Source organism: Brevundimonas sp. KH_058 (assembly GCF_057838505.1).
Genome location: NZ_CM174469.1, coordinates 1497904 through 1521890, shown reverse-complemented (window position 1 = coordinate 1521890; position 23987 = coordinate 1497904). Strand labels below are relative to the sequence as shown.

The window sequence follows — 23987 nt, the reverse complement described above, 5'->3', positions numbered from 1 at the left end:
TGCCGACGGGATATCCACCCGCTTTATATATTCGCGAACCGACGGACATTCCGAACGGTTCGCGCGTTAGGGCGTCATGACCGACAAAGAACCCCGCAAGACTCCCATCGGCTATGAAGACGGGCTGGACAAGCCGACACGGAGCGCGTTTCGCCTGATCGCTCTGGCGATCGCGGCCGCCGCCGTGGTCTGCCTGGGGCTCATCGCGATGGTCGTGGCGCGCAACGGCGGAATCTAGCAGCCTCCAACGACAGTCCAAATTCCCGATTGAGCCGATCTCACAAAAAAGAACGCCGCCCCACGAGTGGGGCGGCGTCAAGAGCGGGATCAGGGAGGGAGGCCCGCTTAGAAGGTGTAGCGAAGTCCGACGACGAACTGCCGGCCCGTGTGGGTGTAGGCGTTCAGACGGTTGGAATCGTCCACATACAGATCGGCGTATTCGTCGGTCAGGTTCAGGCCCTCAAGGCTCAAACGCAGTTGCTCGGTCAGATTGTAGCTGACCTGGGCATCGACGTTGGTCGTCTCGTTCGTGCCCGCCACATTGTTGAAGTCCGTGCTGGGCACGCCCGTCAGATACTGGTCACGGTAGGCGACCGAGACTCGGGCGCTGAAATTTTCGTTCTCGTAATAGAGGGTGCCGTTCCAGGCGTTCTTCGACAGGCCGGTCAGAGTGGCGTTGATCATCGGCGCCCCCACCGTCGTCGAGGTGACATAGTCGATCTGCGAGTCGACATAGGTGTAGTTGGCCAGGATGCCGAAGCCGGACCAGAAGCCAGGCAGCAGATCGGTGAAGGGCAGCTGCAGATTGACCTCGAAGCCCTTCAGTTCGCCGCCTGGAGTATTGAGCGGCTGACTGATGTCGAAGTCTTCGGTGTTCTGGACGTTCGGCGGCAGGAAGGAATCCGGCAGACCCAGGGTGTTGTAAGGCGCGCGCCGACGCAAGGTCTGCACGAACGTGTCGATGTCCTTGTAGAAGACGCCCACCGCCATGATGGCGCCCGTTTGCGGATACCACTCCAGCGACAGGTCCAGGTTCTTGGACTTGATCGGCTCCAGGAAGGGGTTGCCCGCAGAGTAGTTGCGGTTGGTGCCCTGGACGTTGACCGTGCCGCCAGGCGACAGGCTGCCGATGCCGGCGCGCGCGATGGTCTCGGCGGCGCTGACACGGACGATCAGATCGTCGCGCAGATCGACCGCCAGGTTGGCGGACGGCAACCACATGTCATAGCTGTTGTCGACCGTGACATAGGAGATCGCCCCGCCGACGGCGTTGTTGCCGCTTGAGGCCAGATCGGTCTGGAACCAGCGATAGCCGATGTCGCCGCGCCACGGCAGGCCGAAGGCGGTGAAGTTGTAGTCCAACTGGGCATAGGCCCCGGTCGTCTCTTCCTTGATGGCGGCGGTCGTGCCGGTGTTCTCGCGCAAGGCCCAGATTCCGGTGTTGCTGTAGATGTCGTACTGGGCGATGAACTTGTCGAGATCCGGCGCCAGCCAGCTCTTCAGCGCCGTGCCGGGCAGGCCCAAACCTTGGTCGAAGTTGAAGGTGCGCGACAAGGCGGCGATGGCTGCGCCGGACGCGATCGCCGGCACATTGGTCGTAGTCGCACGTTGCTGGGCGCCGGTCGAATAGTCGAACCGCTTGTAATCGACGCCGACCTTCAGGGTGAGGTTTTCCGAGACGTCGTATTCGCTGGCCAGCTTGTAGGTGGTGAAGGCGTTATCCACCCACTCCGGCGTCAGGCGCACTTCCGACGTGCCGGGCGCCATGACCCAGGCGTTGGGGTCCGTCGCGTCGAAGCCCAGGCTCATCTCCATCATCCGCGAACGGAAATCGTAGGAGAAGTTGTTGGAGTTCAGCCGCTCGAAAGTGACGGTCGTGGCGATGGGATCTTCGTAGGTCGATTCCGAACGGCCCACAGTCGCCTTGACGCGGAAGCGATCATTGAAGTCGTGATCGAGCACGGCCGTGATCTGCTTGAACTCGGTGTTCAGGGCATTGAGGCTGGTCTGGGTGCGCAGATCGACGCGGTCGATATTGGCCTGGACCAGGCTGTTGCCCTCGACAACGCCCGAACGGATGATGGATTCCGGCTTGCCCGTGCCGCCACGGCTGAGGCCGAGGGCCTGCAACTGCGATTCGTAACGCTCGCCTTCGAACTTGGAATAGAGAGCCTCAACCGTCAGCAGGGTGGCGTCCGACGGACGGAACTGGACAGCGCCCGACAGACCCAGCCGCTGCGACGAGGTGTCATAGCTGGCATAGGACGGAATCCGCGGGTGATACAGGCCGTTCGCGGCATCGGTGTAGCCGTTGGATCCCGGCGTCGCGCCGACATTGTAGTTGATCTGCTGGATCGTCTTGCCGGCTACGGTCGAGGCTGGGTTCCAGCCGCCGTTGAAACCGCCGTATGTCCAACGCGTGATATTGGCGCCTTCCTCGATCAGGTGGCGCTCGTCGTAGGAGGCCGAGACCAGGACGCCCAGCTTGCCGTCCAGGAAACGGTCGCTGGCCAGGAACGAGACGCCCGGCGTAACATCGCCGGCCAGTTCGTTATAGCTGCCCTGAGCCGAAAGGACGACGCGACGTCCGGGGCTGTCGAACGGCTTGGAAGCGTTCAGATCGACCGTGGCGCCCAGCGAACCCTCGTCCACTTCTGCCGAGGCCGTCTTGCGCACGATCAGGTTCGAGAACAGGTCGGACGAGAAGATGTTGAAATCGAAACCGCGTCCGCGATTGGTGCCGCCCGAATTGGACGTGCCCGACGAGGTGGCGATGGCCTCCATGCCGTTGACCCGCACCCGGGTGTAATCCGAGCCCAGGCCGCGGACCGAGATCTGACGCCCTTCGCCCGATCGGCGGGTGATGGACACGCCGGGGATCCGCTGCAGCGACTCGGCCAGGTTCAGGTCCGGGAAGTCCGCGATGTCTTCGGCGGAGATGGCGTCCACGACGCCGCTCTCGTTCTTCTTGATATTCAGGGCGCTGACCAGCGAGGCCCTGAAGCCGGTGACGACGATCTCATCGACGTCTGTTGCATCGGACTGACCCGAGGCCGGCGTCGAGGCGTCCTGCGCCAATGCACCGCCGGCGCCGAGCGTCACCGACATCGCCAGCGCCGAGACGCCGACCTTGAGCGCAAATTGGAATCCATGCGTCGAGCGCATCATATGGTCTCCTCCCCTTGCCCACGTTTCGTGGGTCTCTCGTTGGGTGGCGTCTCGGTCGCCCGATCCGCCGACGGCCGACCTTCGCCGGTCCGCTTCAAGCCGACATTGGATCGGTCGATCGATACAGGCCAATCCGAAGAAGGCATGGACCGATGCAAAAACTGAACCGATGCACAAAACCGGATCGATACCGCTTATGGATCGATCCATAGGGCTTTTGGCTTAGACGCCCAGCGTCATCCTACCTATCGTCGGATTCAATGCGCTCAAAAGAAGCGTGACCATAGGGATGAGGCGGCCCGCGGCGAATGCGACCCCGGTCTGGTCTCCACAGATCGAGGAAACGCGTCGAATGACCGCCCAGGAAGCCCCCCATACCGGCGATGCCGCCGCGCCGACAGGCCGCCGGACCCGTGTCCGGTTCATGATCCTGCTGCTGATCTTCCTGCTGACGACGATCAACTATGCGGACCGTTCGACCTTCTCCATCGCCGGCGACGCCGCCTCCAAGGACTTGGGGCTGGATGCGATCCAGATGGGCTACATCCTGTCCGCCTTCGCCTGGGCCTATGTGCTGGGGCAGATCCCCGGCGGCGCCCTGCTGGACCGGTTCGGCACCAAGCTGATCTACACCCTGGCCATCGCCCTGTGGTCGCTGTTCACCCTGTTCCAGGGCTTCTCCGGTTTCCTGGCGGGCGGCATGATCTTCATCGGCCTGTTCGCCATGCGCTTCATGGTAGGCCTGGCCGAGAGCCCTTCCTTCCCAGGCAACGCCCGGCTGGTCGCCGCCTGGTTCCCCGGCAACGAGCGCGGCACCGCCTCGGCTATCTTCAACTCGGCCCAGTATTTCTCTCTGGTGGTCTTCGCCCCCTTCATGGGCTGGCTGGTGCACAGCTTCGACTGGCACTCGGTCTTCTTTGTCATGGGCGGCCTGGGCATCGTCGCGGCCTTCGTCTTCTGGAAGCTGGTCCACAGCCCGGACCGGCATCCCGGCGTCAATCAGGCCGAGCTGGACTACATCGCGGCCGGCGGCGGCCTGATCAACATGGAGAACAAGACCCTGACCAAGTCGGCCGGCTTTACCTGGAACAACGTCAAACAGGTGCTGGGCAGCCGGATGTTGATCGGGGTTTTCATCGGCCAGTACGGCATCAACGTCCTGACCTACTTCTTCGTGACCTGGTTCCCGATTTATCTGGTCAAGGAGCGCGGCCTGAACATCATGGAGGCCGGCTTCGCCGCCGCCGCCCCGGCCCTGTTCGGCTTCGTCGGCGGGGTTCTGGGCGGCGTGATTTCCGACGCCCTGCTGAAGAAGACCGGCTCCCTGACCATCGCGCGCAAGACGCCGCTGCTGATCGGCATGGTCCTGTCGGCCCTGATCATCGCCTGCGCCTATATCGACAACTCGGCCCTGATCGTCGTCGTCATGGCCGTGGCCTTCTTCGGCAAGGGCATCGCCTCGCTGGGCTGGGCCGTGGTGTCCGACACCTCGCCGCGCGAGTTCGTCGGCGTCACCGGCGGCATCTTCAACACCTTCGGCAATACGGCCGGCATCGTGACCCCCATCGTCATCGGCTATATCGTCGCCGCCACTGGCTCGTTCGACGGCGCATTGTGGTTCGTCGGTCTGCACTGCGTGCTGGTCATCGCCGCCTACTTCCTGATCACCGGCAAGATCGAACGCCTGACCCTGAAGGCCGACGAGGCCAAGGCCTGATGCGAGCGACCCGCAGGACCATCCTCGCCGGCGCGTCCCTAGCGGCCCTGGGGCTGGCGCTGAAGCCGGCCTCCGCTTTCGCCGCGCCGGTCGAGATCGCCTCTCCGATGGCGGCCCCGACCTGGGCCTTGATGCAGCGCGAGTTGATCCGAACCCAGGCCGAGGCGTGCGAGGTCTTCTACGCCCGCTATTTCGACGCGCGGGGCTACTTCCTGCATTTCGAGCGCTGGGGCGCCAACGACGGTCCCGATGACACGATCGAGAACGTCAACGACTGGCCCCTGCTGCACGCGCTCGGCGGACCGGACATCGTCAAGACGATGTACACCCAGGCTTGGGAAGGGCACCTGCGCCAGTTCACCCAGGCGAAGACCACCGATGTCGAAATCGCGCGCGGCGGCATGTTCTACAAGGAGTTCAACGTCCAACTCGACTGGCAGCACCATGCCGAAGAGATGACGATGTTCAACGTCCAGGGCCTGTCCGATCCGAACGATCCGCGCTTGAACGCCCGCACCCGCCGCTTCGCCGGCCTCTATATGGGCGAGGATCCCAGCGCCCCGAACTACGACCCCGAACACAAGGTGATCCGCAGCCTGATGAACGGCTCGCGCGGTCCGATGCTGCGCAAGGCCACGGCCCTGGACTGGGCCGGTGACCCGTTCGACACCACCGGCTTCCACATGGAGCACGGCGAGGACACCTACGAGGAAACCCTCCAGCACTACGAGGAATACACCGACGTCGTCGGCGACCATCCGCTGAACCTCTTCTCGACCACCCTGGCCCTGAACGCCTTCATGCTGGGGCACGAGACCAAGTATCGCGACTGGCTGCTGACCTATGTCGACGCCTGGGCGGAACGGGCCAGGGCCAACGACGACATCCTGCCGTCCAACGTCGGGCTGGATGGGGTGATCGGGTCGGCCGCCGATGGCAAATGGTGGGGCGGGACCTATGGATGGGGCTTCAGCCCGGTCAATCCGGTCAACGGCGAGCGCGAGAACCGGAACCGCGTGCCGCGTACCGCCATCGGCTTCTTCAACGCCTATCTGCTGACCGGCGACGACAAATATCTGCAGACATGGCGCGCCCAGGCCGACCGTATCAACGCCCAGAAACGCACGGTTGATGGCAAGGTCCAGACCCCGACAATGTATGGCGCGGACGGCTGGTACGGCTGGAAGGACGGGCTGCACCAGGCCAATGTCCACGACATCTGGTGGTTCTCGATGAAGGAAGCCGACCGCCGTCGCGCGCCCGACCATCCATGGATCGCCTGGCTGGAAGGCCGAGACGCCGCCTGGCCGGAAAAGGCCCTGGCCGCCGACATGGCCAAGGTCGCCGAACGGGCCAAGGCTCAGCGGGAGGACACCACCACGCCCGACACGCGTCTGGCCGACGCCGTGCTGGACCAGAACCCGGCCGCCGTCACCGCCCTTATGCAGCAGACCATGGGCGCGCTCCACATCGCCCGCCCGACCTGGTCCCCGACCAGCGCCAACGCCGGCGGTTCGCCCCTGTACGCGCGGCTCCGCTATTTCGACGCCGACGCCCGCCGCGCCGGCCTGCCCCAGGACACAGCTGCCCTGATCGATCGGATGACCGCGACCGAGACCGCCGTCACCCTGGTCAACCTCAGCCCGACCCAGTCGCGCACAGTCGTGGTCCAGGGCGGCGGATATGGAGAGCACCGCATTCGCTCGGTCGCCGTCGGCGACACACGGCGCGAGGTGAACGACGCGACCTTCACACTGCGCCTTGCGCCGGGCTCTGGCGCGCGGCTGGTGCTGACGATGGATCGTTACGTCAACACGCCGACGCTGAAATTCCCCTGGGATCGGTAGGGGTCGCAGCGATGAGCGGCGTTGTGATTTCCATGAAGGCCGCAGCCGTTTTCGCCCTGTCCCTGCTGGCGACGCCGGGCCTCGCCCAGACGCCCGACACGCCGCGCTGGGTCGCAGCCTATGCCTATGCGCCGTCGAACGACGCCGGACCACGCGGCCCTGCGTCCGCGCCCAATCCCAACGATCCGCGCGGTCCATTGGGACCGTCACAGGTCGAAGCCGTCACCCTGACCCAGACCGCGCTCGTCACCGCCACCGGCGACCGCATCCGGTTGCGCCTCTCCAACACCCATGGCGACCAGCCCGTCGTGGTCGGCAGCGTGACCGCCGGCCATGACGGACACACGGTCGCCGTGACCTTCGGCGGCGCGACCGGCGTCACCCTGCCGCCCGGCGCGGCCTGGCTGTCCGATCCCGTCGCCCTGCCTGTCTCGGCCCTCGACGAGATCGCCGTCGCCATCGCCTATCCCCAGGCGACGACACTGCCGACCCACCGGGTCCGCCAAACGGTGCGCACCGCCGATGGAATCGAGAGCGCGCCCCTTCGCCTCGGCGCTCTTCTATCCGGCATAGAGGTCGAGACCACCGCCCCGGCCGGCGTCATCGTCGCCTTCGGAGACTCGATCACCGAGGGCACGGGCAGTCTGCCCTCCGGCCCCGGCGGCTGGCCCGAACGCCTGGCGGCGCGATTGCTCGCGGCGGGCCGACCCTGGGCCGTAATCAACGCCGGCATCGGCGGCAATCGCCTGCTGAACCAGGGCTCCGGCCCGTCCGGCCTTGAACGGCTGGACGCGGATGCCCTGATCGCCTCGGGCGGTCGTTGCCTCATCCTGCTGGAAGGCATCAACGACATCGGCCGTCCCGCCCGTCCGGCCTACGCCCATCAGGCGATCACGGCCGACGACCTGATTGCCGGCTATCGCCAGGTCATCGCCCGCGCCCACGCCGCCGGCTTCACAGTCGTGCTGGCGACCATCCCCCCGTTCGAAAGCGCCAACTATTTCACGCCGGAGGGCGAGACGATCCGTCAGGCCGTCAACGCCTGGCTTCGCAATAGCAGCGAGATCGACCGCGTCGTCGACTTCGACGCCGTCCTGCGCGATCCCTCGTCGCTGTCGAAACTGCTGCCCGCCTATCACAGCGGCGACTGGCTCCATCCGTCCGACGCCGGCTATCAGGCCATGGCCGACGCCGTTCCGCTGGACGCCTGCGACTAGGTTCCCTGTTTCAAGAAGGACGCGGTCTGGAAAAGGCGGCGCTCATCGGCGCGAGGGTCGTTCTCGATCCGGCTGTCCACATCGAAGATCATCGTCGCCCGCTCCGGCAGAGTATAACGCCCCCAGGCTGGGATGGCCGCGTTGTTCGGATCGCCCGTCCGGGCGAAGGCGATGAAGGTCTCGCTCATCGCCGCAGCCACCTTCAGCGACTGCGCGCCCGTCCCCGTCTTCGAGCCCGGTTTGTCGCAGTTGTCGAAGGCCAGGGCGATGTCGAAGCTGTGGAAGGCGCCCAGTCGCGGCTCGACCGGCGAGCCGAAGTCCAGCTGATACATCCACGTCGGCCCATTCAGCTTGGCCCGTTCCTCGGCCTGGATCAGATGACCCGGCCGCGACCGGCCACAGGTCGCGGCCGCGAAGAAGACGTCGCTGGGCGACATTTGCGGGAACCGCTGACGATACCAGTCGACCACATATTGCGCGTTCAGATCGACCACGAACTCGGGCGCCAGCTTGGCCGCCACCGTATCCCAGGTCAGGTGGAAGTTGCGCTCGTCCCCCGCCGTGAAGGCCCGCGCCTCGTCATGGGTGTTGCCGACGATCATCGGGATATGGCCGCTCTCGCGCGGCGCGTCGGGCACGAACGGATGACGCGGCAAGGCCGCGTGATCCATCACCGAGTGGAAATAGATTCCGCCCTTCTCGATCGGATCGGCCATCCGCAACGCCTCGACCAGTCGCGCCGCCGGCAGGTTCGCCAGCTCGCCCGCCCGTTCCGGCGTCAGGCCCAGATGATCCAGAAAGGCGCGCATCCGCAGTTCCGCGTGCTGCGGACCCATAGCCGTCACATGCTGACCGCTCATGGTGATGACGCGGTGATAAAGACCGGCCGCACGCGGCATGGCCATCAGCGTCACCAGCTTGGCCCCGCCGCCCGACTGGCCGAAGACCGTCACGTTCGCCGGATCGCCGCCGAAGTTCGCGATATTGTCCCGCACCCACTCCAGCGCCAGGATCAGGTCCAGGTTTCCGACGCTGCCCGAGGCCGCGTAGGCCCCGCCCAACAACTGGCCCAGGCCGTTGTAGCCGAACACGTTCAGCCGGTGATTGAGCGTCACCACCACCACGTCGCCGCGTCGGCACAGGGCTGCGCCGTCATACAGCGGACTGGACCCCGAACCATTGGCGTGGGCCCCGCCGTGGACATAGACCATGACCGGCCGGGCCGCCCCGTCCGCCAGGCCCGGCGTCCAGACATTCAGGAACAGGCAGTCCTCGTCCTGGTCCGCCTCATCGCTCTTCTGGGGCGAGGCGTTGCCATAGGTCGTCGCCTCGGCGATCCCGCGCCAGGCCTGGGGCGCGACCGGCGGCTGGAACCGTCGCGCCGACGTATCCGCCCCATAGCGGACGCCCTTGAAGACCTTGATGTCCCGATCCAGAGAACCGCGCACCCGACCGTGACGCGTCATCGCCACCGGCGCCGCACTCTCGGAATTCACCCCTCCGGCCATTGCCGCCAGCGCGACCCCGCCGCCCAGGGCGCAGACCGTCCGTCGCGTATGCTCGACCATGGGCGTCTCCTTAGGAGGCAGCGCCCTCCACCTGAGCCTCAATCAGGGCCAGGAAGGGCTTCAGGCTGGGATTGTCGTTGTCTCGGCGCCAGGCCACAAACAGCTCCACCGGCTGGGCCGGGGTGATGTTCAGGGGGCGGAACTCGACCCCGTCGAAATGCAGCCGCGTCGCCGCTTCCGGCACCACGGCCGCCCCGATCCGCGCATGGACCAGAGCCAGGATCGAATGGATCTGGCTCATATGCTGCACGAACTGCGGCGACACCCCCGCCTCGTCGAACAGGCCGCTCAACATGCCGTAGAAATAACCGGCCCCCTCGGGGGCATACATGACCATGGGCAGGCCGTCGAAATCCGACAGGTCGATCACCGCCTTGGCCAGGCGCGGATCGCCGGTCGGCAGGGCCGCCAGCAAGGGCTCGGTCATGACCCGCAACTTGTCGAACTCGGGCCGGTTCAACGGCGGTCGGATCAGGCCCAGATCGATCCGCCCGGTCAGCAGGGCCTCGATCTGTTCGCCGGTCACCATCTCGCGCAAGGCCAGATCGACATTGGGCAGTTTGGTCCGGCCCAGCTCCACCAGCTTGGGCAGGAAGCTGTAACCCGACGCCGCCGTGAAGCCGATCGCCACCCGCCCCGCATCGCCGCTGGCGATCCGCCGCGTCGCCAGGGCCGCCGTCTCGGCCAGACGCAGGATCCGCCGCGCCTCGATAAGGAAGCCCCGACCGGCGGGCGTCAGCCGCACCGAGCGGCTGGTGCGATCCAGCAGGACCACGCCCAGTATCCGCTCCAGCAGTTGCACCTGCCGGCTCAACGGCGGCTGGGTCATGTTCAGGCGCGTCGCCGCCCGGCCGAAATGCAGTTCCTCGGCCACAGCGACGAAGCACCGGAGCTGGCTCAGTTCGAACATGGTCACGCCTCCCTCGAACCGACCAGCCTAGAGCCTGATCGGCTGAAGTGGAATCGCTTCGCGATTCCGCTGATGCCGTGAATCAGGCTCCAGGTCATTCTGGAGCGAAATCTGAGCTGAGTTGGACTGCGTCCAACTCAGCCGATTTCGCTTTAGTCGCTTCGATCCGAGGGGGACAGGTCACGGTTCAGCCGTTCGCCGCCAGCTTGACCGCCGCGGGCTGCACCCGGGCGATCAGGGCCTTCAGCTCCTCGAACTCGGCGTCGTTCAGGTCGGTCAGCGGCGTGCGAACCGGCCCGGCGCTGCGGCCGATGGCGGTCATGCCCGCCTTGACGATGGAGACGGCATAGCCCTTGCCCTTGTTGCGCAGGGCGACGTAGGGAAGCACGAAGTCGCGCAGGCCCGCCATGATGGTCTCGTGATCGCGCTCTCGCACCGCCTTGTAGAAGCTGAGCGCGAAGTCCGGCACGAAGTTGAACACGGCCGACGAATAGGTGGTGACGCCCATCTCCAGATAGGCGGGTGCAAAGGTCTCGGCCGTCGGCAGGCCGCCGACATAGGTCAGGCGATCGCCCATCCGGGCATAGACCTGCATCATCAGTTCGATGTCGCCGACGCCGTCCTTGAACCCGACCAGATTCGGATTGCGCTCGCACAGCGTCTCAAGCGTCTCGGCCTTCAGCACGGCGTTGTCTCGGTTGTAGACGATGACGCCCAGGCTGGTGGCCTTGCACACCGCCTCGACGTGCGCAGCCAGACCTTCCTGGCCGGGGAACATCAGATAGGGCGGCAAAAGCAGGATGCCGTCTGCGCCCGCCGCCTCGGCCGACTTCGCCATCTCGACGGCGATGGCGGTGCCATAGCCTGCGCCCGCGATCACCGGGGTCTTCCCGGCCGTCTCGGCCACCGCAGCCTTGACCACGGCCTCGACCTCGCCCGGCGTCAGCGAGAAGAACTCGCCCGTTCCGCCGGCGGCGAACAGGCCGGCCAGATCATGCTGCAGCATCCAGCCGCAATGTTCGCGATAGCCGGCCTCGTTGAAGCGGCCTTCGGAATCGAAATGGGTGACCGGGAACGACAGCAGGCCGCCGCCGATCGTGCCGGCCATCTCGGTCGGAGTCATTCTGGACATGGGAATTCCTGTGGTCTCACGGCGCAAAGCCGCCCCTGCGGCGTTTTGTCTGCTCGCCTTGATCGAACGGTATCCAGCAGTCCGCGCCGGGTCTAAGCCAAAGCCGCTATCGACCGATGCGGCTTTTGTCTGGATCGGCCATATCACCCCGTCGAATGGGATCGATGCGAGCGACGCACCGATCCATGCCGGATTGGCAATCTGGTCGTGAGCCGGACTTCCTGGCTCCCCTGCATCATCGCAGGACAGGACCGGCAGGCTAGAAATTTCGCAATGGATTGGCCCGGAGGGGATTTCGGCGGGCGCGGGCAACATCCTGAGCCCGGTGACCAAATCACGCTAAGAAGGCTGCACGGATGGAGGCGGAAATGGCGGATTGGAGATTCTGGATCGATCGGGGCGGCACCTTCACCGACGTGATCGCCCGTGCGCCGGACGGCATGTTGCAGACCCGCAAGCTGCTGTCGGTCAATCCTGAGCAGTATGCCGACGCGGCGGTGGAAGGTATCCGCCGCATCCTGGGCGCCCGGTCTGGACCGCTCATGGCGGGCCTGGTCGAGGACGTGCGCATGGGCACGACGGTAGCGACGAACGCCCTGCTGGAGCGCAAGGGCGAGCCGACGTTGCTGGCGATCACGGCGGGATTTGGCGACGCGCTGCGCATCGGGTGGCAGGCGCGGCCCGAACTGTTCGTACGCAACATCGTGTTGAACGATCAGCTTTATGATCGCGTGGTCGAGATCGATGAGCGCGTGATGGCGGACGGCGCCGTCGATCGGCCGCTGGATGAGGACAGGGCCCGCGCCGATCTGGCGGCCGCCCATGCATCTGGGCTCCGGGCCGTGGCCATCGTCCTGGTTCACGGCTGGCGCTTCACCGGTCATGAGACACGCTTGGCGGAGATCGCACGCGAGGTCGGGTTCGAACAGGTTTCGGTCAGTCACGAGGTCGGGGCGCTGATCAAGCTGATCGGGCGCGGCGACACCACCGTGGCCGACGCCTATCTGTCGCCGATCCTGCGCGCCTATGTGGAGCGGGTCGGCGCCGACCTGGGCGAGGCGACGCCGCTTCAGTTCATGCAGTCTTCGGGCGGGCTGACGGCGGCCGACGCATTCCGCGGCAAGGACGCCATCCTGTCGGGACCGGCGGGGGGCGTGGTGGCGATGGCCCAGACGGCGAAAGCCGCCGGGTTCGACCGGGCCATCGGCTTCGACATGGGCGGCACATCGACCGACGTGTCCCATTTCGCCGGCGACTATGAGCGGACGTCTGACGCCGTGGTCGCAGGCGTGCGGTTGCGGGCGCCGATGCTGAGCATCCACACGGTGGCCGCAGGAGGCGGCTCGATCTGCCGGTTCGAGGGCGGTCGCCTGAGGGTCGGGCCTGAATCGGCCGGCGCGGTGCCGGGTCCTGCCGCCTATCGGCGCGGCGGACCCCTGACGGTGACCGATTGCAACGTGATGCTGGGCAAGCTGAGCCCCGACTTCTTTCCGGCCGTCTTCGGTCCCGATGCCGACCAATCGCTGGACGCCGAGGCCGTGCGCGACCGGTTCGAGGCTTTGGCGACCGAGGTCGAAGACGCGACTGGACGCGCGACAACGCCGGGCGAACTGGCCGAAGGCTTCGTCACCATCGCCGTCCAGAACATGGCCGAGGCGATCCGTTCGATCTCGATCCAGCGCGGTTATGACGTAACCCGCTACGTGCTGAACTGTTTCGGCGGCGCGGGCGGGCAGCACGCCTGTCTGGTCGCCGACGCCCTGGGCATGACCAAGGTGTTGCTGCATCCGTTCGCGGGTGTTTTGTCGGCCTATGGCATGGGGCTCGCCGAGGTGCGGGCCATCCGCCAGGCGACCGAGGCGACACCGCTGGCCGCCACACGCGACAAGGCCTTGGCCGACAGGATCGCCGCGCTTTCGACTGCCGCGCGAGCCGATCTTGAAGTCCAGGGTTTCGCGGCCGACGCCGTCTCCACAGTCGCGCGGGCCGAAATCAAATTCGCTGGCTCCGACACACCTCTGGTCGTCCCTTTCGGCCCCGCCGATGCGATGGCCGAGGCGTTTGAAGAGATGCACCGCCGCCGCTTCGGCTTCTTCGCCGAAGACAAGGCGCTTGTCGTCGAGACGCTGGAGGTCGAAGCCGTCGGCCATTCGGACCAGGCGCCGTCAACGCCGACCCCGACCAGCGTGACCGGATCGCTGGAGACCATCGCCGAACCGACTGTCCGCATGGCCGGGCAGGACCACCAGACCCCCGTCCATCGCCGTGACGCCCTGGCGCCCGGCTTGGCCATCGACGGTCCGGCCATCCTGCTGGAAGACACCGGCACCACCGTCGTCGAGCCCGGCTGGCGCGCGACGGTCGACGCCCAAGCCAATCTGCTGCTGGAGCGGGTCGTCGCCCTGCCCGCCCGCACGGCCATCGGCACGGATGTCGATCCGATCATGCTGGAGGTGTTCAACAGTCGCTTCATGGCCTGCGCCGAACAGATGGGCGAGGCCCTGCGCGCCACCGCCTATTCGGTGAATATCAAGGAGCGGCTGGACTTCTCCTGCGCCGTCTTCGACGTGACCGGCGCCCTGATCGCCAACGCCCCGCATATCCCGGTCCACCTGGGATCGATGGGCGAAAGCATCCGCACGGTGATCGCATCACGCGGCGGCGGCGGCATGAACCGTGGCGACGTCTATATGCTGAACGCGCCCTATAACGGGGGCACCCACCTGCCCGACATCACCGTCATAATGCCGGTGTTCCTGGAGACGGACGACGCGCCGTCCTTCTTCGTCGCCGCGCGCGGCCACCATGCCGACGTGGGCGGAACGACGCCGGGCTCAATGCCCGCCTCGTCGCGCACGGTGGATGACGAGGGCGTGCTGATCGACGACTTCCTGCTGGTGGACGCCGGCCGTCTACGCGACGCCGAGACCCGCGCCCTGTTCGCCTCGGGCCGTCATCCGTCGCGCAACGTCGATCAGAACATGGCCGACCTGAAGGCCCAGATCGCCTCCTGCACGCGCGGCGCCGACGAACTGGTCCACATGACCGCCGAGTTCGGCCGCCCCGTGGTCACCGCCTACATGGGCCACATCCAGGACAATGCCGAAGAGGCCGTCCGACGCGCCATCGCCGCCCTGAAACCCGGCGTCTTCGCTTACGAAATGGACGACGGCGCCGTCATTCGCGTCCGCATCGACGTGGACACTGAGGGGCGCAGCGCCGTCGTCGACTTCACCGGCACCAGCGAACAGCGACCCACCAACTTCAATGCGCCGCTGTCGATCACGCGGGCCGCGACCCTCTATGTCTTCCGCACCCTGGTCGACGACGCTATTCCGCTGAACGAGGGATGCCTGAAACCGATCGAACTGATCGTGCCGGAGGGATCGATGCTGAACCCCCGCTACCCGGCCGCAGTGGTCGCCGGCAATGTCGAGACCAGCCAGGCCGTCGTGGACACCCTGTACGGCGCCCTGGGCGTGCTGGCTGCAAGCCAGGGGACGATGAACAACTTCACCTTCGGCGACGACGCGCGTCAGTATTACGAGACCATCGCCGGCGGATCCGGCGCCGGGCCGGGCTTCGACGGGACCAGTGCGGTCCAGACCCATATGACCAACAGCCGTCTGACGGATCCCGAGGTGCTGGAAACCCGCTTCCCCGTCCTGCTGGAAGAATTCTCGATCCGCCGAGGCTCCGGCGGCGCGGGTCGCTGGACAGGCGGCGACGGCGCCGTGCGACGGGTGCGGTTCCTGGAGCCGATGACCGCCGCCATACTGTCCAACCGCCGCCGTGTCCCGCCGTTCGGCGCCGAGGGCGGCGAGACGGGCGCGACGGGCGTGAACCGTATCGAACGGGCGGACGGAACAGTCGAACCCTTGGACTCGACAGCGGAGGTGGCGATGACGCCCGGCGATGTCTTCGTCATCGAGACGCCCGGCGGCGGGGGCTTCGGCGAATGAGGCTTCCGCAGTCGGTCGAACCGCGCGATCCTTCGTATCGAGGGGGATGAACCATGCTGGTGCTTATCGGGATCGCGGTCGTGGTCGTGGGCTTCGTCGCCCGGATCAATCCGTTGGTGGTCATACTGGTCGCGGCGATCACGACCGGGGTGCTGGCGGCGGTCGGACCCGGCGTCGATGCAAGCACCCTGCTGACGGCGGGGATCGACACCATCAGCCGGTTCGGCCAGGCCTTCAACGACAACCGCTATTTCCACATCACCTGGCTGGTTCTGCCGGTCATCGGCCTTCTGGAACACGCCGGCCTTCAGGAGCGGGCGCGAGATCTGGTGACCCAGGTCAAGGCCGCAACGGCTGGTCGTCTGATGCTGATCTATCTGATCGTGCGCCAGGCGACCTCGGCTCTGGGGCTCACCTCGCTGGGCGGTCATCCACAGATGGTGCGTCCCCTGATCGCGCCGATGGCCGAGGGTGCGGCCGAGACCGAACATGGCCCCCTGACGAACAAGGCCCGGTTCCGCATTCGCGGCATGGCGGCCGGAACCGACAATATCGGCCTGTTCTTCGGCGAGGACATCTTCATCGCCATCGGCTCCATCGTCCTGATCGTCGGCTTCCTGGAACAGGCCGGGGTGCGGGTCGAGGCCCTGCACGTCTCGCTGTGGGCTATCCCCACCGCCGTCGTCGCCTTGCTGGTGCACGGCGCGCGCCTGCTGATGTTCGACCGTCAGGTCAGGCGAGACATGGCCGTGCCCGACGTCGTCGAGGACGCGGAGGCCGGTCGATGATCACGCTGGAACACGCCTATGTGGCGACGGGCCTGATGTTCGCGGCCTTCTCGATCCTCAGCCTGCGCGATCCGCTGAACCCGACCCGGTTCCGCAGCGCCCTGTTCTGGGGCCTGATCGCTGTCTCCCTGCTGTTCGGCTCGTCGCTGGGCGGTTTCGGCAATGGCCTGCTGGTCATCGCCCTGGTCGTGATCGGCGCGGTGGGCAAGCTGGGCGTCGGCAAGCCCGTCACGACGACCGGCGAGCAGCGTCAGGCCGGCGCCTCACGCTGGCGCAACGCCCTGTTCGTGCCTGCGCTGATGGTGCCCCTGGTCGCGGTCGGCGGCACGCTGCTGGCCAAATACACCCCGGCCGGCGCCTGGCTGATCTCGCCCGTGCAGACGACCCTGATCTCGCTGGGCCTGGGCTGCGTCGTGGCGCTGGTCGTCGCCATGATCTGGTTCCGACCGCCGGTCATGGCCCCGGTTCAGGAGGGGCGTCGCCTGATGGACTCCATCGGCTGGGCCGCTCTGCTGCCGCAGATGCTGGCTTCGCTCGGCGCGGTTTTCCTCGCGGCTGACGTGGGCCAGGTGGTGGGCGATCTGGTGGCCCAGATCATTCCCATGACCTCGGCCTTCCTCGCCGTCTTCGCCTATTGCGCGGGCATGGCTTTGTTCACCATCATCATGGGCAACGCCTTCGCCGCCTTCCCCGTGATGACGGCCGCCATCGGCCTGCCCATCGTGGTGCATCAGTTCGGCGGCGATCCCTCCATCGTCTGCGCCATCGGCATGCTGGCCGTTTTCTGCGGAACTCTGATGACGCCGATGGCCGCCAACTTCAACGTCGTGCCCGCCAACCTGCTGGAGCTGCCCGACCGCAACTCGCCCCTGAACGGGGTCATCCGCGCCCAGCTGCCCACGGCGGCGATCATGCTCGTGGCCAATATGCTGCTGATGTATTTCCTCGCCTTCCGGTTCTGATCATGACGCAAAGCCTCGACGCAGCCCTCGCCACCCGGTTCGCCGCTGCCGTCCTGGGGCACGTCATGCGGGAGTATCCCAACCACATCATGCATGTGCTGACCGGACCGCAGGACGCCCGCACCCCGCGCGACATGCATCCGATCTTCTTCGGCAGCTTCGACTGGCATTCGTGCGTCCACGGCTGGTGGACCCTGTTCACCCTCTATCGCCTGCATCCCGAGATGGCCGAGGCCGAGGCCGTCCGCGCTACCGCCGACGCCCTGTTCACGACCCAGAACGTCGCCGGCGAAGCGGCCTATCTCGCCCGTCCCGAGGCGCGCGGGTTCGAGCGCCCCTACGGCTGGGCCTGGCTGCTGATGCTGACCGCAGAACTGGCCCGCCACGACACCGACGAAGGCCGCCGCTGGTTCGAAACCCTTCAACCGCTCGCCCAGCTCTTCGCCGACCGGTTCAAGGCCTTCCTGCCTCTGGCCGACTATCCGGTGCGGGTCGGAACCCATTACAACACCGCCTTCGCCCTGCGCCTGACGCTGGACTACGCCGACGTCCACGACGCCGATCTGGCCGCCGCCTGTCGCGACGCCGCCCTGCGCTGGCACGCGAACGACCGGGACTGTCAGGCCTGGGAACCGTCGCAGGACGAGTTCCTGTCCCCGGCCCTGATGGAGGCTGAACTGATGCGGCGCGTCCTGCCCGCCGCTAATTATCGCATCTGGTTCGACGCCTTCCTGCCCCGCCTCGCCGAGGGCGAACCCGCCACCCTGCTGTCGCCCGCGCGCGTCAGCGACCGCACCGACGGCAAGATCGCCCATCTGGACGGCCTGAACCTGAGTCGGGGCTGGTGCTGGCGCGCCATCGCGGCAGCTCTCCCCGCATCCGAACCGCTGAAAGCCGTCGCCACGGCCGCCGCCCAGCGCCACCTCGACGCCGCCCTGCCCCACGTCACCGGCGACTATATGGGCGAGCACTGGCTGGCCAGCTTCGCCCTGCTTGCGCTGCATGAGCCAAGGTTCATCGAAGGCTGAACAGGTCTTTGGTGGGCTGGGGCAGTGACCGCCTCGCCTGCATGGCCGTCCGGTGAAGCCAGGGCGCTTCACCGGACGGTCGGACTTTAAAATCGCTTGGTCAGCTGCACGCCGTAGGTGCGCGGTTCGTTGACGAAGGCGGTCAGGTTGTTGAAGTCGATGCCGCCGATCACGTTCTCTTCGTCGGTGATGTTGCGCACATAGGCGGCCGCCTCAATGCCGCGGTTCAGGTCGCGCCAGCCCGCACGCAGGCCGCCTTCGAATGCCGTGTCCTGCATGAACTCGACCGATTCATAGAGAAACAGGTTGAAGTCCTTCTGCATGACCCAGTCGGTCGAGGCGAACAGCTCGGTGTCGTTGCCCAGCGACCGGACATAGTTCAGCGTCAGATTGGCGGTGTATTCCGGCGCCTGCGGGAAGGGGTTGCCGTCGATGTTGGCGCGAACTTGCCCCCCGACCGTCACTACGGGATCGGTAACAGTACAGATTGAAGCCGCTCCCGCAGGGACGCGGCAGATCGCAACCAGCAGGTCGCTGTCCTTGATCTCGGTGTGGTTCCAGGCGGCGCCGGCCGACAGGCTGAAGCCCGCGCCCAGATAGATGTCACCGTCCAGTTCCAGACCGTAGCCCTCGCCCTTGTCAGCATTCAGAAGACGGTTGACGTTGTCAGCGCCGCCGACGGCGGTGAACTGCATATCGCTGACCTCATAGACATAGGCCGTCGCGTTGAAACGGGCGCGGCCGTCCAGCAGACGGGCCTTAAGGCCGGTCTCGTAGGACATGACAGTCTCGGAGTCGGCTGTGGTCAGGACAGGCAGATTGCGGCCCTGGATCGACGGACCGCGGTAACCCTTGGCCGCGCGGGCGAACAGGTTGAGGCTGTCGTTGACCTCATACAGGGCGCTGACGTCCCAGCTGACCTGTTCGTCGCCGACGGAGACCGCGCCCGTGCCGCCGGCGCCCGTGCCCAACACGATGCGCCCGTTGTAGTCGCGGTTGTCGTCGGTGTAGCGGACGCCCGCCGTCACCTTCAGAGCCTCCGTCAGCTTGTAGCTGCCCTGACCAAACACCGACCATGAGTCCGACTTCTGAACGATGTCGGTCACCCGCGTCGGCGCGGGATTGCCCGTGCCGTTGAAGGTGCCGGAGACCAGATTGATCCGCTCGTCCCAATAGAAGGCGCCGACCTGCCAGCCGATGCGACCGTCGCCGTTCGAGGCCAGGCGCAGCTCATAGGTGTTCTGCAACAGGTCGCTGGAGAGGGTCCCGGTCTCGGAGTTGAACGGCGTCTTGTAAGGGGCGGTCGCCGGGGCCGAGGCCACGCCGCCGTCGATGTCGCCGTCACCCTGGGACCAGCCCTGGTACGAGCCGACGATGCCGGTCAGGGTGGCGGGACCGAAGTCGTAGGCGACCTGAAGCGACTGCGACGTCGTCTTCTGCTTCTGGAAGTTGTTGCGGCCGCCGTCATAATAGACGGTGTCGCGGTCGAAGTTTCCATTCAGCTCGTTCGAACCCTTGGTCAGGGTGTTGGCGCGGTTCATAGTGCCCGTGCCGTCATAGTCGCGGGCCTGAAGGGTCAGCAGGGTCGATAGACGATCGGTCGGGGTCCAGGCGACGTGGACGCGCGCGGCCAGGTCATTGAAACCGCCCAGATCGTCCTTGTCCGCATTGGCGAAGGACGGGTTGAAGGCGTTGTTCACCCAGTCGTCGCGGTGGTTCCACAGAATGGCGCCCCGCACCTGAAGCGTGTCCGACGCCGGCAGGGTGACGGCGGCCTCGGCCCGTGTCGAACCCAGGTTGCCGTAGGTCAGCGAGCCGAAGCCGGTGAAGTCGTCGGACGGCTTGACGGTGTCGATCTTGACCACGCCCGCCGGCGTATTGCGGCCGAACAGCGTGCCTTGCGGACCACGCAGGACTTCCAGCTGCTGCACGTCGAACAGAGGGTAGCCCTTTAGATAGACGCTCTCCAGCACGACATTGTCCAGCACCACCGAAACCGGCTGCGAGGCGGTGAAGTCGAAGTCCACATTGCCCAGGCCGCGGATGTAGAAGCGCGGGGCGTAGCGGCCGTTCGAGCTCTCGACCTGAAGGCTGGGCACGCGCGCCGACAGCGACAGGATGTCGGCGCCGCCGGCCGAGATGTCCTGCAGGGTCTGGGTGTTCAGGGCGGTGACGGCGAACGGCACCTCGCGGATGTTCTCGCTACGGCGCTGGGCGGTGACGACGATGTCATCGACGCCGGCGGGTTCGGCGGCGGTGTCCGTCGTCTGGGCGAGAACCGAGCCGGCGCTCAGCAGGGCGATGCCGCTGACGGTGGCGGCCAGAAGGGCTTGGCGAAGCATGGGCGAGATTTCCTTGGCGACGGTGGGGAGGGGGCGTTGTCGCGCGACGCCGTAGAGCTTCGCGGCGACGGCCGCCAGCGCAGAGCGCGCCGGTTTCTTGAACCTTTGAAGACGCGGCCACAGGGGCGTGACAATCTGTCCTTAGGCGGCCTGCACAGGGCCGGCCGGCATTGTGTCGAGAGGGGCTAAATGCGATGCTGAAAGGGTGCGTGAGCCCGCTCCGCACGCCCTCCCAGACATTGTTTGGATTGCGTATGCCTCTCGTCATGCCCTCCCGTCGCCGGCTCCTGCAATTCGCCGGGTCGACGGCTTTCGCGTCAGGGCTGATCGGCATGAAACGAGCGGATGTGATCGGCCGTGTGCTGGCCATATCCGACATGCATTCCGCCTATGAGCGGACCGCCCAGCTGCTGGCCGCCTTCGAGACCGAAGTCCGCTCCAACCCCGTCCCGCACGTCATCGCCATCGACGGCGACATCTTCGAGCACGGCAATGTCGTCGCCGTGCGGTCGGGCGGTGCGGTGGACTGGGCCTTCCTGGCGGCCCTGCCGGCGATCGCGCCGACGGTGTTCAACCTCGGCAATCACGACAACGACCTGACGACCGATCTGGCCGAAGTCGTCGCTCGCCTGAAGGGCCTGGGCATTCAGGTCGTCAGCACCATCGGCGATACGCGCACGGGCGCCGGATATGCCGCGCCGTCCGCGACCCTGCCGTTCGGCCGCCGTTCGCTGCGGGTCGTGGGCATGGCGACGAACTCGCTGACCACCTACCCCAAGGCCTCGCGCGAACAGCTGTCGATCCCGGCCGCAGGCGACTGGGCGACGGCCAATCTCGCCGACAACTTGGCCGGGGCCGATCTGGTCATGGTCATGAGCCACGCGGGGGTGGCCGCCGACCGGAATATCCTGCCGCTGCTACCGGACGGCAGCCTGATGATCGGCGGTCATAACCACCTGCTGTTCCAGCATCGCCAGGACCGCAGCGCCTATGTCCACACCGGCTCCTGGACCGCCGCCTATACGGTGGCCGCGTTCCTGTCGGACGGCTCGGTCACGGCCCAATCCCGCTCGGTCGCGCTGGGCACCCCCGCCTCCCCCGCGTTAGCGGACCTGATCGCCGCAACCTTGGCGACCGACCTGACCGAGGAGGAGCGGACCATCCTGGGAACCAGTCCTCGCGCCCTGTCGCTGGGCGACACCGGACGCCGTGTCGCAGCCGGTCTGGCCCAGGCGGCCGGCGCCGACGCCGGCTTCATCGGCCACACCACCCTGGGCACGGGCGTCCCCGCCGGGCCGGTCAGCCGCTACGTCTTCGATTCCATCGTCCGCTTCGACGGCAAGCTGATGGCCGCCACCGTCTCGCGGGCGCAGTTCGACCGTTTCATGGCCCGCGCCAACCAGGACCGTCCAATGCCCCTGGCCGACCGCAGCGGCGACTTCCTCTATGCCTCGGCCGCTGCGCCGAAGTCCGATCCGGTCCGCATCGTCACCACCGACTGGTGCGCCACCAACCAGCGGGAGTATTTCGCAACGACGGACCTGACGTTCGAGGACGCGACGAGCCTTGGTGTGAAACATGCCGCAACCGCAGCGCTTCTTGGATAGTTGACGGGTCGTCCCTATGGCAGGTTCCGCTTGAGAATAACGAGCAGCGACCGCTTCTTTCCGCCTTGTCGTAGGGCGCGGGATGAGCACCAAGCGGATCAGGTCGATCGTCCGGCGTTTTCGCGGCGGGAAGGTCAGAGACGCATTGTCTCCCCTACTCCCGCCGCCTGACCGTCATACGTCGAAGAACTCCACGTCACCCTTGGACAGCGAATAGTAGGCGCCGACGACCTTCAATTTCCCGGCGGCTTGCGGTTCGAGCATGATGGGGTCGGCCGCCACGCGCAGACGTTCGACGGTGCGGCTGACATTGGCCTTCACCGCAGCTTCGGTCTTGTCGCCCGTGGCGTTGCGGGCGGCCAGAACCGCTGGGATGATCGGTTCGATCATGTCCCCGATCGCGCCCGGGAAGCGGGCGTTGGACTTCACGACATCCATGGCCGCCTTCACGGCGCCGCAGGCCTCGTGGCCCATGACGACCACCAGCGGCACGCCCAGGACGGCGACGGCGTATTCGATGGACCCCATGGCGACGGTATCCACGGTGTTGCCGGCGTTACGGATGATAAACAGCTCGCCCAGGCCGCGTCCGAACAGCAGTTCCGGCGGAACGCGGCTGTCGGAGCAGGAGACATAGGCCACGAAGGGCGCCTGACCTTGAGCCAGTTGCAGGCGGCTTGCCGCGCCGAGGTCGAGTTGGCGCGTCCGGCCTTCCAGGAAGGCGGCGTTGCCTTGTCGCAGCATCTCCAGAGCCTGATCCGGGGTCAGGGCCGCCTTGCCGTCCACGATCGGGATCGGATTGGGTTCATAGAATTGAGACGGCAAGGCTTGCGGAAGGCCAGAGGCCGCCGCTGCGCCGGCGAACGCGACACCAGCGCCCCCGGTCGCGAGTCCGGCGACCAGATTACGGCGAGACAGTTGAGGCTTGCACATGGGAAAACACCTTTCTTGATCGGCATGAGCCGTTGGTTTCAGAAGCTCGCGAACGCTGCGAGCGAGAGATTGTCGTTGCTTGTGTCGGGCGCAGGTCCGCCGTCGATCTGCTGGTTCAGATAGCCCCCCTCGATCCTGACCTTGGGCGACACCGCCCAGGCCAGACCGACGAAGGCGCGGTTCTGATCGAAGCCGCCCCGCTGACCCCAGTCGGCGTCGTTCAGGGCGAAGAAGGTCTCGTTGGTGACGACCGCCGACAACGGTCCGCCACCGAGCGCGCGGCTCCACCGGACGAACTGGCGCAGTCTCAGACCCGTATCGTCGCCGCCGTCGCGAAACCGCTGCTCAAGCCGAGTGCGTCCGGTAAGACTGCCTCCCGCCACCTGCGCGATGGGATAGGTCGCCTGTTGCCAGAGCCTGTGCTCTTCCACATCCAGGCCAGGCCGGCGGTTGGTGACGTTCGCATAACCGACCCACACGTCCAGGCGGTCATTGACGCGATAGCCGACGCCCGGACGAAGAATGGTCGTATCGAGCGTCTCGCCGCCCTCTCGAAACCGCGCATGGCCGTCGAACCACACCAGCCAGCGGCTGTCGGCCGCGACCGGACCGCTGGCTGTGACGGATGACCAGACCTGATCCTGGGCCGCCGCCGTGCGTTTCTGGACGACCGCCGTCGGGAACCCATCGAAATGAAACTGATCTTTCATGCGGCATAAGCTGAGCCCCCGCCCAGGCTTGCACATCGGCCGCCTGGCTATGCCCTGCGGCCTATGCCGAATGGCCTAGGCCGCACCGAGCCAGTC

Annotated in this window: 16 protein-coding genes; 9 read left to right on the top strand and 7 right to left on the bottom strand. The window is 66.3% G+C overall.

What is annotated here, in order from left to right:
* Positions 1–76 precede the first annotated feature (76 nt).
* The gene (locus AC3ISA_RS07245; RefSeq protein ID WP_489179926.1) at positions 77–238 is read left to right on the top strand and encodes a hypothetical protein; all 162 of its coding nucleotides are present in this window, start codon (positions 77–79) and stop codon (positions 236–238) included.
* 107 nt (positions 239–345) lie between these two features.
* Here the strand turns inward: AC3ISA_RS07245 and AC3ISA_RS07240 are convergent, their stop codons facing one another.
* The gene (locus AC3ISA_RS07240; RefSeq protein WP_489179925.1) at positions 346–3168 is read right to left on the bottom strand and encodes a TonB-dependent receptor; all 2823 of its coding nucleotides are present in this window, start codon (positions 3166–3168) and stop codon (positions 346–348) included.
* A 352-nt stretch (positions 3169–3520) separates the two neighbouring features.
* Here AC3ISA_RS07240 and AC3ISA_RS07235 point away from each other — a divergent pair, with 352 nt between their 5' ends.
* Genes AC3ISA_RS07235 through AC3ISA_RS07225 form a run of 3 tightly spaced genes read left to right on the top strand, consistent with a single transcriptional unit; the run spans position 3521 to position 7949 of the window.
* Positions 3521–4885: an MFS transporter gene (locus tag AC3ISA_RS07235; RefSeq protein ID WP_489179924.1), complete on the top strand. Its 1365-nt coding sequence runs from the start codon at positions 3521–3523 to the stop codon at positions 4883–4885.
* Entirely contained in the window at positions 4885–6732 is a 1848-nt protein-coding gene (locus AC3ISA_RS07230; RefSeq protein ID WP_489179923.1) for a DUF8034 domain-containing protein, read from the top strand. The genes AC3ISA_RS07235 and AC3ISA_RS07230 overlap by 1 nt, the downstream gene beginning before the upstream one ends.
* An 11-nt stretch (positions 6733–6743) precedes the next feature.
* Positions 6744–7949 (top strand): SGNH/GDSL hydrolase family protein, encoded by a 1206-nt coding sequence (locus AC3ISA_RS07225; RefSeq protein ID WP_489179922.1) that lies wholly within the window; start codon positions 6744–6746, stop codon positions 7947–7949.
* Here the strand turns inward: AC3ISA_RS07225 and AC3ISA_RS07220 are convergent.
* The 3 genes from AC3ISA_RS07220 to kdgD all read right to left on the bottom strand — a co-directional run bounded on the left by AC3ISA_RS07220 (position 7946) and on the right by kdgD (position 11559).
* Positions 7946–9517 carry a carboxylesterase/lipase family protein gene (locus AC3ISA_RS07220; RefSeq protein ID WP_489179921.1) on the bottom strand — a complete coding sequence of 524 codons (1572 nt, stop codon included), beginning with the start codon at positions 9515–9517 and terminating at the stop codon, positions 7946–7948. The two genes, AC3ISA_RS07225 and AC3ISA_RS07220, sit on opposite strands and share 4 nt — an antisense overlap.
* Positions 9518–9527: 10 nt before the next feature.
* Entirely contained in the window at positions 9528–10427 is a 900-nt protein-coding gene (locus AC3ISA_RS07215) for a LysR substrate-binding domain-containing protein (RefSeq protein WP_489179920.1), read from the bottom strand.
* A 187-nt stretch (positions 10428–10614) separates the two neighbouring features.
* The gene (kdgD, locus tag AC3ISA_RS07210; RefSeq protein ID WP_489179919.1) at positions 10615–11559 is read right to left on the bottom strand and encodes a 5-dehydro-4-deoxyglucarate dehydratase; all 945 of its coding nucleotides are present in this window, start codon (positions 11557–11559) and stop codon (positions 10615–10617) included.
* Positions 11560–11927: 368 nt separating this feature from the next.
* On the opposite strand from kdgD, the gene AC3ISA_RS07205 reads away from it, so the two are divergent.
* The 4 genes from AC3ISA_RS07205 to AC3ISA_RS07190 are packed head-to-tail and all read left to right on the top strand — an operon-like array spanning position 11928 to position 18299.
* Positions 11928–15521, top strand: coding sequence for a hydantoinase B/oxoprolinase family protein (locus tag AC3ISA_RS07205; RefSeq protein ID WP_489179918.1), 3594 nt, complete (start codon positions 11928–11930; stop codon positions 15519–15521).
* Between the two features lie 53 nt (positions 15522–15574).
* Positions 15575–16309 (top strand): DUF969 domain-containing protein, encoded by a 735-nt coding sequence (locus AC3ISA_RS07200; protein ID WP_489179917.1) that lies wholly within the window; start codon positions 15575–15577, stop codon positions 16307–16309.
* Complete coding sequence (locus AC3ISA_RS07195) at positions 16306–17271, top strand: DUF979 domain-containing protein (RefSeq protein ID WP_489179916.1); 966 nt, start codon at positions 16306–16308, stop codon at positions 17269–17271. The genes AC3ISA_RS07200 and AC3ISA_RS07195 overlap by 4 nt, the downstream gene beginning before the upstream one ends.
* Positions 17272–17273: 2 nt before the next feature.
* A complete protein-coding gene (locus tag AC3ISA_RS07190; protein ID WP_489179915.1) occupies positions 17274–18299 on the top strand; it encodes a DUF2891 domain-containing protein in 1026 nt (341 codons plus the stop codon).
* Positions 18300–18385: 86 nt separating this feature from the next.
* Here AC3ISA_RS07190 and AC3ISA_RS07185 read toward each other — a convergent pair whose 3' ends face one another.
* Positions 18386–20641, bottom strand: coding sequence for a TonB-dependent receptor (locus tag AC3ISA_RS07185; RefSeq protein WP_489179914.1), 2256 nt, complete (start codon positions 20639–20641; stop codon positions 18386–18388).
* Positions 20642–20973: 332 nt separating this feature from the next.
* On the opposite strand from AC3ISA_RS07185, the gene AC3ISA_RS07180 reads away from it, so the two are divergent.
* Positions 20974–22248, top strand: coding sequence for a metallophosphoesterase (locus tag AC3ISA_RS07180; protein WP_489179913.1), 1275 nt, complete (start codon positions 20974–20976; stop codon positions 22246–22248).
* 174 nt (positions 22249–22422) lie between these two features.
* Here AC3ISA_RS07180 and AC3ISA_RS07175 read toward each other — a convergent pair whose 3' ends face one another.
* Both AC3ISA_RS07175 and AC3ISA_RS07170 read right to left on the bottom strand, forming a co-directional pair.
* Positions 22423–23181, bottom strand: a complete 759-nt coding sequence (locus AC3ISA_RS07175) for a carbonic anhydrase (protein ID WP_489179912.1) — start codon at positions 23179–23181, stop codon at positions 22423–22425.
* A 38-nt stretch (positions 23182–23219) separates the two neighbouring features.
* Positions 23220–23891 (bottom strand): DUF2490 domain-containing protein, encoded by a 672-nt coding sequence (locus tag AC3ISA_RS07170; protein ID WP_489179911.1) that lies wholly within the window; start codon positions 23889–23891, stop codon positions 23220–23222.
* Between the last annotated feature and the right edge of the window lie 96 nt (positions 23892–23987).